This is a genomic window from Streptomyces sp. NPDC045470 (assembly GCF_040646595.1).
Lineage (GTDB): Bacteria > Actinomycetota > Actinomycetes > Streptomycetales > Streptomycetaceae > Streptomyces.
In genome coordinates this window covers 446,615-461,580 of record NZ_JBEZAN010000001.1, presented here as the reverse complement: position 1 = coordinate 461,580, position 14,966 = coordinate 446,615, and the positions used below count along the sequence as shown (strand labels likewise).

General features: G+C 70.3%; 11 protein-coding genes and 1 pseudogene. 8 read left to right on the top strand and 4 right to left on the bottom strand.

The window, feature by feature from the left end; genetic code table 11:
* Nucleotides 1–112 precede the first annotated feature (112 nt).
* Complete coding sequence (locus tag AB0A97_RS01950) at nt 113–3,286, top strand: efflux RND transporter permease subunit (protein ID WP_361145166.1); 3,174 nt, start codon at nt 113–115, stop codon at nt 3,284–3,286.
* Between the two features lie 153 nt (nt 3,287–3,439).
* A pseudogene (locus AB0A97_RS01945) lies at nt 3,440–3,691 on the top strand (Uma2 family endonuclease); the annotation flags it as partial.
* 60 nt (nt 3,692–3,751) lie between these two features.
* Here the strand turns inward: AB0A97_RS01945 and nadA are convergent.
* Complete coding sequence (gene nadA / locus AB0A97_RS01940; protein ID WP_361143081.1) at nt 3,752–4,939, bottom strand: quinolinate synthase NadA; 1,188 nt, start codon at nt 4,937–4,939, stop codon at nt 3,752–3,754.
* Nucleotides 4,940–5,232: 293 nt separating this feature from the next.
* Here nadA and AB0A97_RS01935 point away from each other — a divergent pair, with 293 nt between their 5' ends.
* Complete coding sequence (locus tag AB0A97_RS01935) at nt 5,233–5,586, top strand: iron-sulfur cluster assembly accessory protein (protein ID WP_031004115.1); 354 nt, start codon at nt 5,233–5,235, stop codon at nt 5,584–5,586.
* A gap of 114 nt (nt 5,587–5,700) precedes the next feature.
* Here the strand turns inward: AB0A97_RS01935 and AB0A97_RS01930 are convergent, their stop codons facing one another.
* Nucleotides 5,701–7,245, bottom strand: coding sequence for a hypothetical protein (locus tag AB0A97_RS01930; protein ID WP_361143079.1), 1,545 nt, complete (start codon nt 7,243–7,245; stop codon nt 5,701–5,703).
* Nucleotides 7,246–7,367: 122 nt separating this feature from the next.
* Nucleotides 7,368–7,589, bottom strand: coding sequence for a hypothetical protein (locus AB0A97_RS01925; protein WP_361143076.1), 222 nt, complete (start codon nt 7,587–7,589; stop codon nt 7,368–7,370).
* Between the two features lie 141 nt (nt 7,590–7,730).
* Between AB0A97_RS01925 and AB0A97_RS01920 the strand changes: the two genes are divergently transcribed.
* Entirely contained in the window at nt 7,731–8,705 is a 975-nt protein-coding gene (locus tag AB0A97_RS01920) for a carbohydrate kinase family protein (protein WP_361143073.1), read from the top strand.
* A 104-nt stretch (nt 8,706–8,809) separates the two neighbouring features.
* On the opposite strand, the gene AB0A97_RS01915 is transcribed toward AB0A97_RS01920, so the two are convergent.
* Nucleotides 8,810–10,213, bottom strand: coding sequence for an aminotransferase class V-fold PLP-dependent enzyme (locus tag AB0A97_RS01915; protein WP_361143070.1), 1,404 nt, complete (start codon nt 10,211–10,213; stop codon nt 8,810–8,812).
* A gap of 279 nt (nt 10,214–10,492) precedes the next feature.
* Here AB0A97_RS01915 and coxB point away from each other — a divergent pair, with 279 nt between their 5' ends.
* The 4 genes from coxB to AB0A97_RS01895 all read left to right on the top strand — a co-directional run bounded on the left by coxB (nt 10,493) and on the right by AB0A97_RS01895 (nt 14,962).
* Nucleotides 10,493–11,455 (top strand): cytochrome c oxidase subunit II, encoded by a 963-nt coding sequence (gene coxB / locus AB0A97_RS01910; RefSeq protein ID WP_361143067.1) that lies wholly within the window; start codon nt 10,493–10,495, stop codon nt 11,453–11,455.
* Nucleotides 11,452–13,182: a cytochrome c oxidase subunit I gene (ctaD, locus tag AB0A97_RS01905; protein ID WP_125047521.1), complete on the top strand. Its 1,731-nt coding sequence runs from the start codon at nt 11,452–11,454 to the stop codon at nt 13,180–13,182. Before coxB ends, ctaD begins: the two co-directional genes overlap by 4 nt.
* A complete protein-coding gene (locus AB0A97_RS01900; protein WP_361143063.1) occupies nt 13,179–13,577 on the top strand; it encodes a cytochrome c oxidase subunit 4 in 399 nt (132 codons plus the stop codon). The genes ctaD and AB0A97_RS01900 overlap by 4 nt, the downstream gene beginning before the upstream one ends.
* Nucleotides 13,578–13,687: 110 nt before the next feature.
* The gene (locus AB0A97_RS01895; RefSeq protein ID WP_361143061.1) at nt 13,688–14,962 is read left to right on the top strand and encodes an Ig-like domain-containing protein; all 1,275 of its coding nucleotides are present in this window, start codon (nt 13,688–13,690) and stop codon (nt 14,960–14,962) included.
* Nucleotides 14,963–14,966 lie beyond the last annotated feature (4 nt).

The following is a 14,966-nucleotide window of genomic DNA, read 5'->3' as shown; positions in this document are numbered from 1 at the left end:
GAAAAGCGTCCGGGGCATGGCGGATCGTTTAGTCGGGCCCGTGGTGCCCGCCCGCCGGAACGCCGTGCAGACCCGCCGGAACGCCGTACAGAACAGAAGAGAGACCCCACCCATGTCCTGGCTGTCCCGCCTCAGCCTCGTACAACGGGGCCTGGTAGCGCTGATGTCGATCGTCGCGATCGCCTTCGGCGCCATCGCGATCCCCCAGCTCAAACAGCAGCTCCTGCCCACCATCGAACTGCCCATGGTGTCCGTGCTGGCGCCCTACCAGGGTGCCTCGCCCGACGTCGTCGAGAAGCAGGTGATCGAACCGCTGGAGGACGGAATCCAGGCGGTCGACGGCATCAAGGGCGTCACCTCGACGGCGAGCGAGGGCTCGGCCGTCATCATGGCCCAGTTCGACTACGGCAACGACTCCAAGCGGCTGGTCGCCGACGTGCAGCAGGCCGTCAACCGGTCCAGGGCCAAGCTGCCGAAGGACGTGGACCCGCAGGTCGTGGCCGGTTCGACGGACGACATCCCGGCCGTCGTGCTCGCCGTGTCCGGCGGCAAGGGCGACCAGGCGCTGGCCGACCGGCTCGACCGCAGCGTGGTGCCCGGCCTGAAGAACATCGACGGCGTCGGCCAGGTCACCGTGGACGGCGTCCGGGACCGCGTCGTCGCCGTCACGCCCGACGACGCCAAGCTCGCGCAGGCCGGGACGACGGCCGCGGCGCTGGGCCAGGCCCTGGAGGCGGGCGGCGCGTCCGTGCCCGCCGGTTCGTTCGCCGAGAAGGGCCGCAGCAACACCGTCCAGGTCGGCTCCGGCTTCACCTCCGTGCAGCAGATCCGCGACCTGCCCCTCACCCCGGCGGCGGGCCCCGGCGGGTCCGGCGGCACGGGCGGCTCCGGGGGCGCCGCGGCGGGCAAGCCGGTACGCCTCGGAGACGTGGCCACCGTCAAGGAAGAGGCGGCCACCCCCACCTCCCTGACCCGCACCAACGGCAAGCCCAGCCTGGCCGTCATGGTGACCATGGGCCAGGACGGCAGCGCCGTCGACATCTCCGAGGCCGTCCGGGACAAGCTGCCGGAGATCCGTACGGCGCTCGGCAAGGGCACCGAGGTCACGGTCGTCTCCGACCAGGGCCCGGCGGTCTCCAAGTCCATCGAGTCGCTGACCACCGAAGGACTGCTCGGCCTGGTCATGGCCGTGATCGTGATCCTGGTCTTCCTGCTCAGCCTGCGCTCGACGCTGGTCACCGCGGTCTCCATCCCGCTGTCCGTCGTCATCACGCTGATCGTGCTGTGGACCGGCGACCTGTCGCTGAACATGCTCACCCTCGGCGCGCTGACCATCGCCATCGGACGCGTCGTGGACGACTCGATCGTCGTCCTGGAGAACATCAAACGCCACCTCGGCTACGGCGAGGAACGCCGCGCGGCGATCCTGACCGCGGTCCGCGAGGTGTCCGGCGCGATCACCTCCTCCACCCTGACCACGGTGGCGGTCTTCCTGCCCATCGGCGTGGTCGGCGGCATGGTCGGCGCCCTGTTCGGGTCCTTCTCCATCACCGTCACGGTCGCCCTCCTCGCCTCCCTCCTCGTCTCCCTGACCGTCGTCCCGGTCCTCTCCTACTGGTTCCTGCGCGCCCCGGAGATACCCGAGGGCACCGACCCCGAGGAACTGCGCCGGGCCGCCGAGGCCAAGGAGAGCGGCAGCCCGCTCCAGCGTCTGTACGTGCCCGTACTGCGCTTCGCCACCCGCCGCCGGGTGACCAGCGTCGTCATCGCCGTCGTCGTCCTCCTCGGCACCTTCGGCATGGCCCCCCTCCTCAAGACCAACTTCTTCGACCAGGGCGACCAGGACACCCTCAGCGTCAAGCAGGAACTGAAGCCCGGTACGAGCCTGACGGCCGCCGACGCGCAGGCGAAGCGCGTCGAGAAGATCCTCGGCGGCCTCGACGAGGTCGAGGACTACCAGGTCACCGTCGGTTCCTCCGGCTTCATGGCCGCCTTCGGGGGCGGCAGCGGCGCCAACCAGGCCACGTATCAGCTGAAGCTGAAGGACGCGGCGGACTCCGGGAAGGTCACCGACAAGCTCCGCGCCGCACTCGACAAGCTCGGCAAGGACATCGGCGAGACGACCGTCTCGTCCGGCGGTGGCGGCTTCGGCAACCAGGACCTGAGCGTCGTGGTCAAGGCCGCCGACGCGGACGTGCTGAAGAAGGCGTCCGAGCAGGTACGGGCCGCCGTCGCCGGGCTCGACCACGTCACCGACGTGCAGAGCGACCTCGCGCAGAGCGTGCCCCGCATCTCCGTCCAGGCCAACGAGAAGGCGGCGGCCGCCGGTTACAGCCAGGCCGCCCTCGGCCAGGTCGTCGCCCAGGCGGTACGTGGCACCACCAGCGGCAAGGCGATGATCGGCGACACCGAGCGGGACGTGGTCGTCAAGTCCGCCCATCCGGTCACCTCCGAGGCGGCGCTGCGCGCCCTCCCCGTCCCGACCCCGGCCGGCCCGGCCCAGCTCGGCGACCTCGCCACGATCCGTACGGTCGCGGGGCCCGTCCAGAGCACCCGCATCGACGGCGCCCGGTCCGCCACCGTCACCGCCAAGCCGACCGGCGACAACACCGGCGCGGTCACCGCCCAGCTCCAGTCCAAGATCAAGGACCTGAAGCTGCCGGAGGGCGCCACCGCCGAGATCGGCGGCGTCTCCGCCGACCAGTCCGACGCGTTCTCCTCGCTCGGCCTGGCCATGCTCGCCGCCATCGCGATCGTCTTCATGCTGCTGGTCGGCACCTTCCGGTCCCTCGTCCAGCCGCTGATCCTGCTCATCTCGATCCCCTTCGCGGCGACCGGCGCGATCGGCCTGCTGGTCACGACGGGCACCCCGATGGGCGTCCCGGCGATGATCGGCATGCTGATGCTCATCGGCATCGTCGTCACCAACGCGATCGTGCTGATCGACTTGATCAACCAGTACCGGTCGCAGGGTTACGGCGTGGTGGAAGCCGTCATCGAGGGCGGCCGCCACCGCCTCCGCCCGATCCTGATGACGGCCCTCGCCACGATCATGGCCCTGCTCCCGATGGCCCTCTCCATCACCGGCGACGGCGGCTTCATCTCCCAGCCGCTGGCCGTGGTCGTCATCGGCGGCCTGATCACGTCGACGCTTCTGACGCTGCTGCTCGTACCGACGCTGTACGCGATGATCGAACTCCGCAAGGAACGGCGCGCGGCCAAGCGGGCGGCGAAGCGGAGCGAGTCCACGGAGGAAACCCGGACGCCGGAGGCGGCGGGGGTCTGACCCTTCCGCCGCACACGGCTCAGCCCGTCCCAGGAGGTCTCGGGGACGGGCTGAGCTGCGCGTCAGGCCGTCTTGAGCGCTGCGAGAACGCGGTCCAGGCGGTGGTCGGGAAGGTGAGTATGGGGCCGTGGGGCTGTCGCGTACGCGCCCGAAGACGTTGACCTGGTCGTCGAAGTCGTCTCGGAGGAATCCGCGGACGACAGGTCACTGAAGCCCTTCAAGTACGCACAGGCCAAGATCGCCCACTTCTGGCGCATCGAGGACGGGGGCGGAGTCCCCGCCGTGCACACCTACGAGCTCGACGGCATGACGGGCGCCTATGCGGCCACCGGCGTTCGCCGGGGCCGACTGAAGGTCTCCGTCCCGTTCCCCGTCGACATCGGCCTCGGCAGCCTCGTGCCCTGACCCCGGGTGCCGGGCGGCGCACAGCCCCACGTGGCCGTGGGGCTGCGCACCCAAGGCGCGCTACGGCAGCGCCAGCATCCGCTCCAACGCCAGCTTCGCGAAGCTCTCCGTTTCGCTGTCGACCTGGATGCGGTTGACGACCTTGCCCTCGGCCAGGGATTCCAGGGCCCAGACCAGGTGGGGGAGGTCGATGCGGTTCATGGTGGAGCAGAAGCAGACCGTCTTGTCGAGGAAGACGATCTCCTTGTCCTCGGCGGCGAAGCGGTTGGCCAGGCGGCGGACGAGGTTCAGTTCGGTGCCGATGGCCCACTTGGAGCCGGGCGGGGCGGCCTCCAGAGCCTTGATGATGTATTCCGTGGAGCCCACGTGGTCGGCGGCGGCGACGACCTCGTGCTTGCACTCGGGGTGGACGAGGACGTTGACGCCGGGTATGCGGGCGCGGACGTCCTCGACGGATTCGAGCGAGAACCGGCCGTGGACGGAGCAATGGCCCCGCCAGAGGATCATCTTGGCGGCGCGGAGCTGCTCGGCGGTGAGGCCGCCGTTCGGCTTGTGGGGGTTGTAGACGACGCAGTCGTCCAGGGACATGCCCATGTCGCGTACGGCGGTGTTGCGGCCCAGGTGCTGGTCGGGCAGGAACAGGACCTTCTCGCCCTGTTCGAAGGCCCAGTCCAGCGCGCGCTTGGCGTTGGAGGAGGTGCAGATGGTGCCGCCGTGCTTGCCGGTGAAGGCCTTGATGTCGGCGGAGGAGTTCATGTACGAGACCGGGACGACCTGCCCGGCCACGCCGGCCTCGGTGAGCACGTCCCAGCACTCCGCGACCTGCTCGGCCGTGGCCATGTCGGCCATGGAGCAGCCGGCGGCCAGGTCGGGCAGGACGACCTGCTGGTCGTCGGAGGTCAGGATGTCGGCGGACTCGGCCATGAAGTGGACGCCGCAGAAGACGATGTACTCGGCGTCGGGGCGGGCGGCCGCGTCGCGCGCCAGCTTGAAGGAGTCGCCGGTCACGTCCGCGAACTCGATGACCTCGTCGCGCTGGTAGTGGTGCCCGAGGACGAAGACCTTCTCGCCGAGCTTCGCCTTGGCGGCCCGGGCCCGCTCGACGAGACCGGGGTCGGACGGGGCCGGCAGGTCGCCGGGGCAGTCCACGCCGCGCTCGCTCTTGGGGTCGGCCTCGCGGCCGAGGAGGAGCAGCGCGAGCGGGGTCGGCTGGACGTCCAGGGGTTGGGCGGTGGTCACGACACGCACCCTCTCTTTTCGTCTGAGTACGGCCGACAGGGGCCGTACCGAGGGCCGGCGCGGGCACCGGAACCCTTTTCGTCTATTTGACGCTATCTATCATAACCGCTTCACGTCACTTTGACGATGGGCATCGCGTCGATGTGACGCATCCCCGCGCCCGGGCCGCCCGCGACGGATGCGCAGTGTGCGAGCATGAAAGACGAAAGAACGAGAACACGTCGCGCCAGCCGGAATGAATTCCGGGCCCCGTCGGTTGCAGCCGAGGGCAAGCGGTCCGTACCAACCCGGGAGAGATCTAGATGAGCGTTCAGGACGAGACCACCGTCAGCGACGGCATCATCCTGTCCGACGCGGCCGCGTCGAAGGTGAAGGCCCTGCTGGAGCAGGAAGGCCGCGACGACCTCGCGCTGCGGGTGGCTGTCCAGCCCGGCGGCTGCTCCGGACTGCGCTACCAGCTCTTCTTCGACGAGCGGTCGCTGGACGGCGATGTCGTCAAGGACTTCGACGGCGTCAAGGTCGTCACCGACCGGATGAGCGCCCCGTACCTGGGCGGCGCCTCCATCGACTTCGTCGACACCATCGAGAAGCAGGGCTTCACGATCGACAACCCGAACGCCACGGGCTCCTGCGCCTGCGGCGACTCCTTCAGCTGATCCGTCGGTGACGCCGGCGGAGCCGGTGCAGGACGGACGGCAGGACGTACGACGGCGGCGCCCCCTTCGCAGGGGGCGCCGCCGTCGTCGTATCCGTGCCCGGCGTGCCTACGGCTACTTCGCCGGCACCTCCTTGCCCGTCGACGCGTCGATCACGTCCCGCCCGGCCAGCGGCTGCTCCAGCGGCACCGTCCGCGTGAACTGCTTCGCCATCTTCACGCAGATCTGGTTCGGCTTCTTCTCCTTGCCGATGACCTCGGCCTTGACGCTCTTGCCGGTCTGCTCGGCGGTCGCCGAGTACGTGCTGCACACGCCGCCCCAGAAGTGCAGCTTCAGCGACTTGCCGTCCGCGCTGACCTCGTACGACTCCAGGCCCATCGCCCCGGCCCTGCCCGACGGCCCCGACGGCCGGCCGCTGCCGGGCGGCTGGGCGGGGTCGGACGGGGCGCCGCCGTCACCGTTCTTGACGTACTTCGGGTCGACGGCGGGGTGCGTGACCGTACCGCCGCCGGTCCGCTGGACCTTGTAGAGCCACGAGGGGACCAGCGCCTGACGGCCGTTGACGTACTGGGCCGAGAGGCCGAAGACCGCGCCGGTCACGTCGGCGGGCTTGCGCGCGGCGGCGTTGTCCGCGCACGGCTCGACGTTCGCGGCGTCGGTGCCCTGCTTCTTCTGCGGCTCGGCCGTCGCGCACCCGCCGGAGCCGGAGTTCGCGCCGCGGTGCGCGGCGTTGAGCCGCTCCAGCGTCTTCCCGGCGCTCTGCACCGGGTACGTGTCGCCCTTGACCGGCCGGGCCAACTGGCCGCTGCCGCCGACGACCTGGCCGTCCGAGCCGACCCGGATCTCGCTCTGCCAGCCGTACGTGGGCAGCCCGCCGATCACCGGGTTGGCGCTGACGGTCCGTACCGCGCCGGACAGGCCGCTCGCGTCCAGCTCGGCGTCCTTCTGGCCGAGCGCCTCCAGCACCGGCTGCGCCGCCTGCTTCGCCTTCTCCGGGGAGGCGGCGTCCTTCGTGCCGCTGTCGTTCTGGGCGGAGGTGTCGCCGCCCGGGCAGCCGGGCCCGCTCGCCTGCGAGCCGCTGCCGCCGCCCTTCGGCGCGGTCTCCGCGCAGCCGGTCCCGCCGGGCGTGCCGTACTGCGAGTACGTCCACGCGCCCGAACCGCCCTTGGCCACCTCCAGCACGGGGCTGCGCGCGTCCCGCGTCAGGCCGCCCACCTTCCAGGAGTCGCCGTCCGAACGCACCTTGCCGGGCAGGTCCAGGGCCTTCGCCAGCCGGGCCACGGCTTCCTGGGAGACCTCGCCGCGCGGCTGGTAGACCGGCGCCGAGGAGGGGCCCTCGGGCAGTTTGGCCGCGGCCCGGTAACCCGCGCCCTGCGGGTCGGGCTCGCCGGGCGCGATTCCGCTGCGCGAGCCCGTCTCCTGCGCGTGACCGTCCAGGGCGAGCGGCGGCGGGCCGCCTTCCGGACGCGCGCCGGTACCGCTCTCCCCGCCACCGGAGGTGCTGGAGGCCCAGTAGGCCGCGCCGCCGCCGGCCAGCAGCACCGCCGCGGCCACCGAGGCCGCGATCAGCGGGCTGCGCCGGCGCCGGGCGGTCGTCTCCGGGCTGTGGTCGCTGGAATTCTCCCCGCCGGCCGCGGGGGGAGTGTCCTCGGTGCTCACCGCATCGCTCCTTCGGCTCCGCTGAACAACTGACGCGTCCTCCTCCGTGGGGAGGACGCGGGTTGGACGGAGCCGGTGCGTCCGCGGTTCCCCGGGCCCGGCGGCCGGGCCCGGGAGGGCGCTCAGTCCCCGTACTCGGACATGCCCCTGACCAGGGCCGCGGAGGAGGCGGGCACGCTGATCCCGTGCAGTTCGCGGGCGGGCGGCGCCGGTACCTGGCGGCCGCTGCGCCAGTGCGGTGCCATCCGCGCGCAGTCGCCCAGCAGCTGAGCCATGGATTCCGGTTCGAGCGTGGGACGAACTGCGGACGAATGCGGTGTGACGCCCTTCACATACTTGGTCATACACGCACCGTATGCATCCCGCATCGCGCGAAGAAAGCCCTACTATTGGGTAGTTTCTGCTGGTGGGCCGAGATCAGGACAGCCGGTACCGTTGACCAACGTCCGCCTCGTCCTTCCGCCTCCCGCAGGAGCAGACCCGTCGTGCGTATCGCAGTCACCGGCTCCATCGCCACCGACCACCTGATGACCTTCCCCGGCCGTTTCGCCGATCAGCTGGTCGCCGACCAGTTGCACACGATCTCCCTCTCCTTCCTGGTCGACGAACTCGACGTCCGGCGCGGGGGCGTGGGCCCCAACATCTGCTACGGCATGGGCCAGCTCGGCACCGCGCCGATCCTGGTCGGCGCCGCCGGCAACGACTTCGAGGAGTACCGGGCCTGGCTCGACCGGCACGGTGTGGACACCCGCTCGGTCCGCATCTCCGAGGTCAAGCACACCGCCCGCTTCGTGTGCACCACCGACGCCGACCACAACCAGATCGGCTCCTTCTACACCGGCGCGATGAGCGAGGCGCGGCTGATCGAGCTGCACGCCGTCGCCGAGCGCGTCGGCGGCCTCGACCTCGTCCTGATCGGCGCGGACGACCCGGAGGCCATGGTCCGTCACACCGAGGAGTGCCGTACCCGCGGCATCCCCTTCGCGGCCGACTTCTCCCAGCAGATCGCCCGGATGGACGGCGACGGCATCCGCACCCTCATGGACGGTGCCGCCTACCTGTTCAACAACGCGTACGAGGCGAGCCTCATCGAGTCCAAGACGGGCTGGACCGCCGAGGAGATCCTGGCCAAGGTCGGCACCCGGGTGACGACGCTGGGCGCCGACGGCGTCCGCATCGAGCGGGCCGGCGAGCCGGACATCGTCGTCGGCACCGCCGAGGAGAAGGCCAAGGCCGACCCGACCGGCGTGGGCGACGCGTTCCGCGCCGGCTTCCTGTCCGGTCTCTCCTGGGGCGTCGGCCTGGAGCGGGCCGCGCAGGTCGGCTGCATGCTGGCGACGCTGGTCATCGAGACCGTCGGCACCCAGGAGTACGAGCTGCACCGCAGCCACTTCATGGACCGCTTCACCAAGGCGTACGGACACGACGCGGCCGCCGACATCCGGGGCCACCTGGCCTGACCGGGCTGCCGTGCGGGGTGGTGGGTCGATCAGGCCCGCCGCCCCGGTTGCGTCCCGTGCCCGGCCCGGCTCCGTCCCGGCCCCGGGTTTCGGCCCGGTTCCGGTCACACGAGGCGCCGCACCACGTACGCGGTGCCCCGCCCGGCCGCCCGCTCGCCCACGTACTCCTGCCCCCGCATCCCGCACCACGCGGGAATGTCCAGCCGCGCCGCCTCGTCGTCCGCCAGGACGGTCAGCGTGGCGCCCACCGGCACGTCGCCGATCACCTTCGCCAGCTCGATGACGGGCACCGGGCAGCGCTTGCCGAGGGCGTCCACGACATGTTCCGCGGCTTCGTCTTCGGCGGCGGGGGAGAGGTCGGCTTCCGGCCGCGCGGCCGCCGGGGCGCCCAGCTTCTCCCGTACGGAGCGGACCGCCTCCGGCAGGACCTCCAGGAAGCGGTCCACGTCGGCCCCGGCGGTGCCCGCGGGCAGCGACACCCGGATGTTGCCCTCCGACAGCACGCCCATCGCCCGCAGCACATGGCTCGGCGTCAGGGTGCTGGACGTGCAGGACGAGCCGGACGAGACGGAGAAGCCCGCCCGGTCCAGCGCGTGCAGCAGGGTCTCCCCGTCGACATAGAGACACGAGAAGGTGACCAGGTGGGGGAGCCGGCGCACGGGGTCGCCGACGACCTCGGTGTCCGGCACCGCTTCGGCCACCCGCGCGCGGACACGGTCCACCAGCTCCCGCAGCCGTACCGCCTCGGCCGCCGCCTCCGCCCGCACGGCGCGCAGCGACGCCGCCGCCGCGACCACCGCGGGCAGGTTCCCGAAGCCCGGCACCCGGCCGGACTCCCGCTCGTCCTGGGGGCCCTGCGGCGCGAACCGGGTGCCCTTGCGGACGGCCAGCAGCCCCACGCCCGGCGGGCCGCCCCACTTGTGCGCGCTGGCCGTCAGCAGCGACCAGGCGCCGCCGACCGGCCCCCAGGGAAGCGACTGGGCGGCGTCCACCAGCAGCGGTACGCCCGCCTCCCGGCAGGCCGCGGCGGCCTCCTCCACCGGCTGCTCGGTGCCCACCTCGTGGTTCGCGGACTGCAGGGCCGCCAGCGCGGTGTCCGGGCGCAGCGCGGCGGCGAGGTCCCCGGCGGCCACCCGGCCCGTACGGTCCACGCCGACCTCGGTCACCGTGCCGCCCGCCGCCTCGTGGGCCGCGGCGGCGTGCAGCACGGAGGAGTGCTCCACCGCGGAGTGGACCAGATGGCGGCCGACACGCCGACGCGCGGCGAGCGTGCCGGACATGGCCGAATGCACCGCCTGCGTCCCCGATGGAGTGAAAACGAGCTCGTCGGGGCGGCAGCCGACGGCCTCCGCCGCGGCCTCCCGCGCGGCGTCCAGCAGGAGCCGGGCGCGGCGGCCCTCCCGGTAGGGGCGCGCCGGATCGGCCCAGCCCTCGTCGAAGGAGGCGAGCAGGGCTTCCCGGGCGACCGGGTGCAGCGGAACGGCCGAGGCGGCATCGAAGTAGGACACGCCACAGACGCTAGCGCGTCGTACGCGTGTCCGGGCGTGGCGTCAGATGGCTGCCGGAGCCCGGCATTCCGGGGCTCCGGGGGCTTCCCCCGGATGCCGCAGCCACCCCTTCGGGGAGCGGTGCGGCGCGTTGGGCACCCTCCCCGCGCGACCCCAAATAGCGTCCAGTAGGGTTTGGTCCGCATAAACATCCAAACCCCTGCCCGTGCCAGGGCCGGCGACCGACCAGCGAGACGGCCGCAGCCGGTCTCGCGGGCGAGACTCTCGGGAAGGCGCTACGTGAGTCCCAACGGCTCCGACCGCTCGTCGCGGCGCCCGATGCGGCGGAAGCTGCCGCAGGTGCTGGCTGCGGGACTGGTCCTGGCAACCGCGACCGGTTGCACATACAAGGACTTTCCCAACCTCGGCATGCCCAATCCGGCTACTGAAGAGGCGCCGCGGATCCTCTCCCTTTGGCAGGGCTCCTGGGCCGCCGCCCTCGCAGTGGGCGTGCTGGTGTGGGGCCTGATCATCTGGAGCTGGATCTTCCACCGCCGCAGCCGGACCAAGGTGGAGGTCCCCGCACAGACGCGGTACAACATGCCCATCGAGGCGTTGTACACCATCGTTCCGTTCATCATCATCGCGGTGCTCTTCTACTTCACCGCGCGCGATGAGAGCGAACTCCTCAAGACTTCGAAGAAGCCCGACCACGTCATCAACGTGGTGGGCTATCAGTGGAGCTGGGCGTTCAACTACCTGGAGAACGTGGACGGCAAGCCCGACACCACGAACATCAACTCCAAGGAACTCGACGCGATCCCGCGCAAGTGGAAGAAGAATGTCCCCGCCGGCGCCGACGGCGTGTACGACGAGGGCATTCCGGGAACGCGGAACCCGCAGACCGGCAACCCGGGTCCGACCCTGTGGCTGCCCAAGGGCGAGACGGTTCAGTTCGTCCTGACGTCGCGTGATGTCATCCACTCGTTCTGGGTGGTGCCGTTCCTGATGAAGCAGGACGTCATTCCCGGCCACACCAACGTCTTCGAGGTGACCCCCAACAAGGAGGGCACCTTCATGGGCAAGTGCGCCGAGCTCTGCGGCGTCGACCACTCCCGGATGCTCTTCAACGTCAAGGTCGTCTCCCCCGAGAAGTACCGGGAGCACCTGAAGGACCTGGCGAAGAAGGGCCAGACCGGTTACCTGCCGTCGGGCATCAAGCAGACGGATCACGCCAGGAACGCGGAGACCAACAACAAGTGAGCATCCTCAACGAACCTCAGGGTGCCGCCGCCGCAACGGCTCCGGCAGCACCACCCGCCCGAAAGAAGTCTCCCGGCTCCGTCGTGGTGAGCTGGCTGACGACCACTGACCACAAGACCATCGGTACGCTCTACCTGGTCACCTCGTTCGCGTTCTTCTGCATCGGCGGCCTGATGGCGCTGCTGATGCGCGCCGAGCTCGCTCGTCCCGGCACGCAGATCATGTCGAACGAGCAGTTCAACCAGGCGTTCACGATGCATGGCACGATCATGCTGCTGATGTTCGCGACGCCGCTGTTCTCCGGGTTCGCGAACTGGATCATGCCGCTGCAGATCGGCGCGCCCGACGTGGCGTTCCCGCGGCTGAACATGTTCGCGTACTGGCTGTACCTCTTCGGCTCGCTGATCGCGGTGGCCGGCTTCCTCACCCCGCAGGGTGCGGCGGACTTCGGCTGGTTCGCCTACTCGCCGCTGTCGGACGCGGTCCGCTCGCCGGGCGTCGGCGCCGACATGTGGATCATGGGTCTGGCCTTCTCCGGCTTCGGTACGATCCTCGGCTCGGTCAACTTCATCACCACGATCATCTGCATGCGCGCTCCCGGCATGACGATGTTCCGGATGCCGATCTTCACCTGGAACGTCCTGCTGACCGGTGTGCTGGTCCTGCTGGCCTTCCCGGTCCTGGCCGCCGCGCTGTTCGCCCTGGAGGCGGACCGTAAATTCGGGGCGCATGTATTCGATGCGGCCAATGGCGGCGCATTGCTGTGGCAGCACCTCTTCTGGTTCTTCGGCCACCCCGAGGTGTACATCATCGCGCTGCCGTTCTTCGGCATCATTTCCGAGGTCATTCCGGTCTTCTCCCGGAAGCCGATGTTCGGTTACATCGGTCTGATCGCGGCGACGATTTCGATCGCGGGTCTCTCGGTGACGGTGTGGGCGCACCACATGTACGTGACGGGCGGGGTACTCCTACCGTTCTTCTCGTTCATGACATTCCTCATCGCGGTACCGACCGGTGTGAAGTTCTTCAACTGGATCGGCACGATGTGGAAGGGCTCGCTGTCCTTCGAGACACCGATGCTGTGGGCGGTCGGCTTCCTGATCACCTTCACCTTCGGTGGTCTGACCGGCGTCATCCTGGCGTCGCCGCCGATGGACTTCCACGTCTCGGACTCGTACTTCGTCGTGGCGCACTTCCACTACGTCATCTTCGGCACGGTCGTCTTCGCGATGTTCGCCGGCTTCCACTTCTGGTGGCCGAAGTTCACCGGCAAGATGCTCGACGAGCGGCTCGGCAAGATCACGTTCTGGACGCTGTTCGTCGGCTTCCACGGCACCTTCCTCGTCCAGCACTGGCTGGGCGCCGAGGGCATGCCGCGGCGTTACGCGGACTACCTGAACGCGGACGGCTTCACCACGCTGAACACGATCTCGACGATCGCCTCGTTCCTGCTGGGCCTGTCGATGCTGCCGTTCATGTACAACGTCTGGAAGACGGCCAAGTACGGCAAGAAGGTCGAGGTCGACGACCCGTGGGGCTACGGCCGCTCGCTGGAGTGGGCGACCTCCTGCCCGCCGCCGCGGCACAACTTCCTCACGCTGCCGCGCATCCGCTCCGAATCCCCGGCGTTCGATCTGCACCACCCTGAGATCGCGGCGCTGGAAGCCGTCGAGAACGAGGGCCAGAAGGACACGGCGCTGTTCGGCGGCAAGGAGGTCGGCAAGTGAAGATCCAGGGCAAGATGTTCATCTGGCTCTCCGTCTTCGTCCTCGCCATGGCGATCGTCTATGGCGTCTGGTCGAAGGAGCCGGCGGGCACCACCGCGCTGTTCCTCGCCTTCGGCCTGTGCATCATGATCGGCTACTACCTGGCGTTCACCGCGCGCCGGGTGGACGCCGGAGCGCAGGACAACGACGAGGCCGAGGTCTCCGACGACGCCGGCGAGCTGGGCTTCTTCAGCCCGCACAGCTGGCAGCCGCTCTCCCTCGGCGTCGGCGGCGCGCTGGCCTTCCTGGGCGTCGTCTTCGGCTGGTGGCTGCTGTACTTCTCGGCCCCGGTCATCCTGATCGGCCTGTTCGGCTGGGTCTTCGAGTACTACGGCGGCGAGAACCGCACGCAGTAACGGCGGCTCCCGTACACCGGGCGGGCCCGGACACCTCTCCAGGTGTCCGGGCCCGCCCGTTTGCAGTCCTCCAGCGCGCCGCGGCCGGGGGATTTTCCTACTTTGGGGTCATGAGCCACAGACCACGACACCGGACGGCGCTCGGCTGCGCCTTCCTGCTGGCGCCCCTGGCGGCAGGCGCCACCGCCTGCGGCGGTTCGTCGTCGGACCCGCTCTCGGCCGCACCGTACGACGCCGCCGGGCAGATCTCGGCCAACGCGCCCGGAGACGGCCACAAGGCGGACCCGGACAAGCCGCTGGAGGTCTCCACCACCGGTGACGAGGCCCGGATCACGGACGTGACCGCCACCGACGCCTCCGGCCGCTACATCAGGGGCGAACTGGCCGCCGACGGCCGGCAGTGGCGCACCACCGTCCCGCTGGCCGCCGGCACCCGCTACACCGTGCGGGTGAGCACCGAGGACGAGGACGGCGCGCCGGGCCGCAAGGTCCTCCAGATCGACACCGAGGACACCGGCGACCGGCTGAACGTCAAGCTCGGGCCCGACAACGGCACGTACGGGGTCGGCCAGCCCGTCACCGCGGCGCTCAGCAAGCCCGTCAAGGACCCCAAGGCCAGGGCGATCGTGGAAGGTGCCCTCAAGGTCCGCTCCACCCCGCGGGTGGAGGGCTCCTGGCACTGGGTCGACAGCAAGACGCTGCACTTCCGCCCGCGCGAGTACTGGCCCACGCACGCCGACATCGAGGTGCGCAGCAACCTGGAGGGCCTGAAGATCACCGGCGGGCTGTACGGGGGCGCCGCCAAGCCCGTGAAGCTGCGTACGGGGGACCGGGTGGAGGCCGTCACGGACGCCGCGGCGCACACCATGACGGTCACCCGCAACGGTGAGGAGATCAACACCATCCCCGTCACCACCGGCAAGCCCGGCTACTCCACCCGCAACGGCACCAAGGTCATCCTGGGCAAGGAGGGCTTCGTACGGATGCGGGGGGAGAGCATCGGCATCCCGTCGGGCAGCTCGGACTCCTACGACCTGCCGGTCTACTGGGCCACCCGGGTGACCTGGAGCGGCGAGTACGTGCACGCGGCGCCCTGGTCCGTGGGGTCGCAGGGCGCCGACAACGTCAGCCACGGCTGCACCGGCATGTCCACCGGCAACGCCAAGTGGTTCTTCGACACCGTGCGGGTCGGCGACATCGTCAAGGTCGTCAACAGCGGCGGCGAGACCATGACGCCCTTCGACAACGGTTTCGGCGACTGGAACATGCCGTGGAAGCAGTGGCGCGAGGGCAGCGCGCTGGACAAGAACAAGCCCAGCACCACAGGTGAGCAGGATCAGCGGCCGGGACCCGAGAATGCCGCCCGGCTGCGCCCGCAGGCCTGAAGGC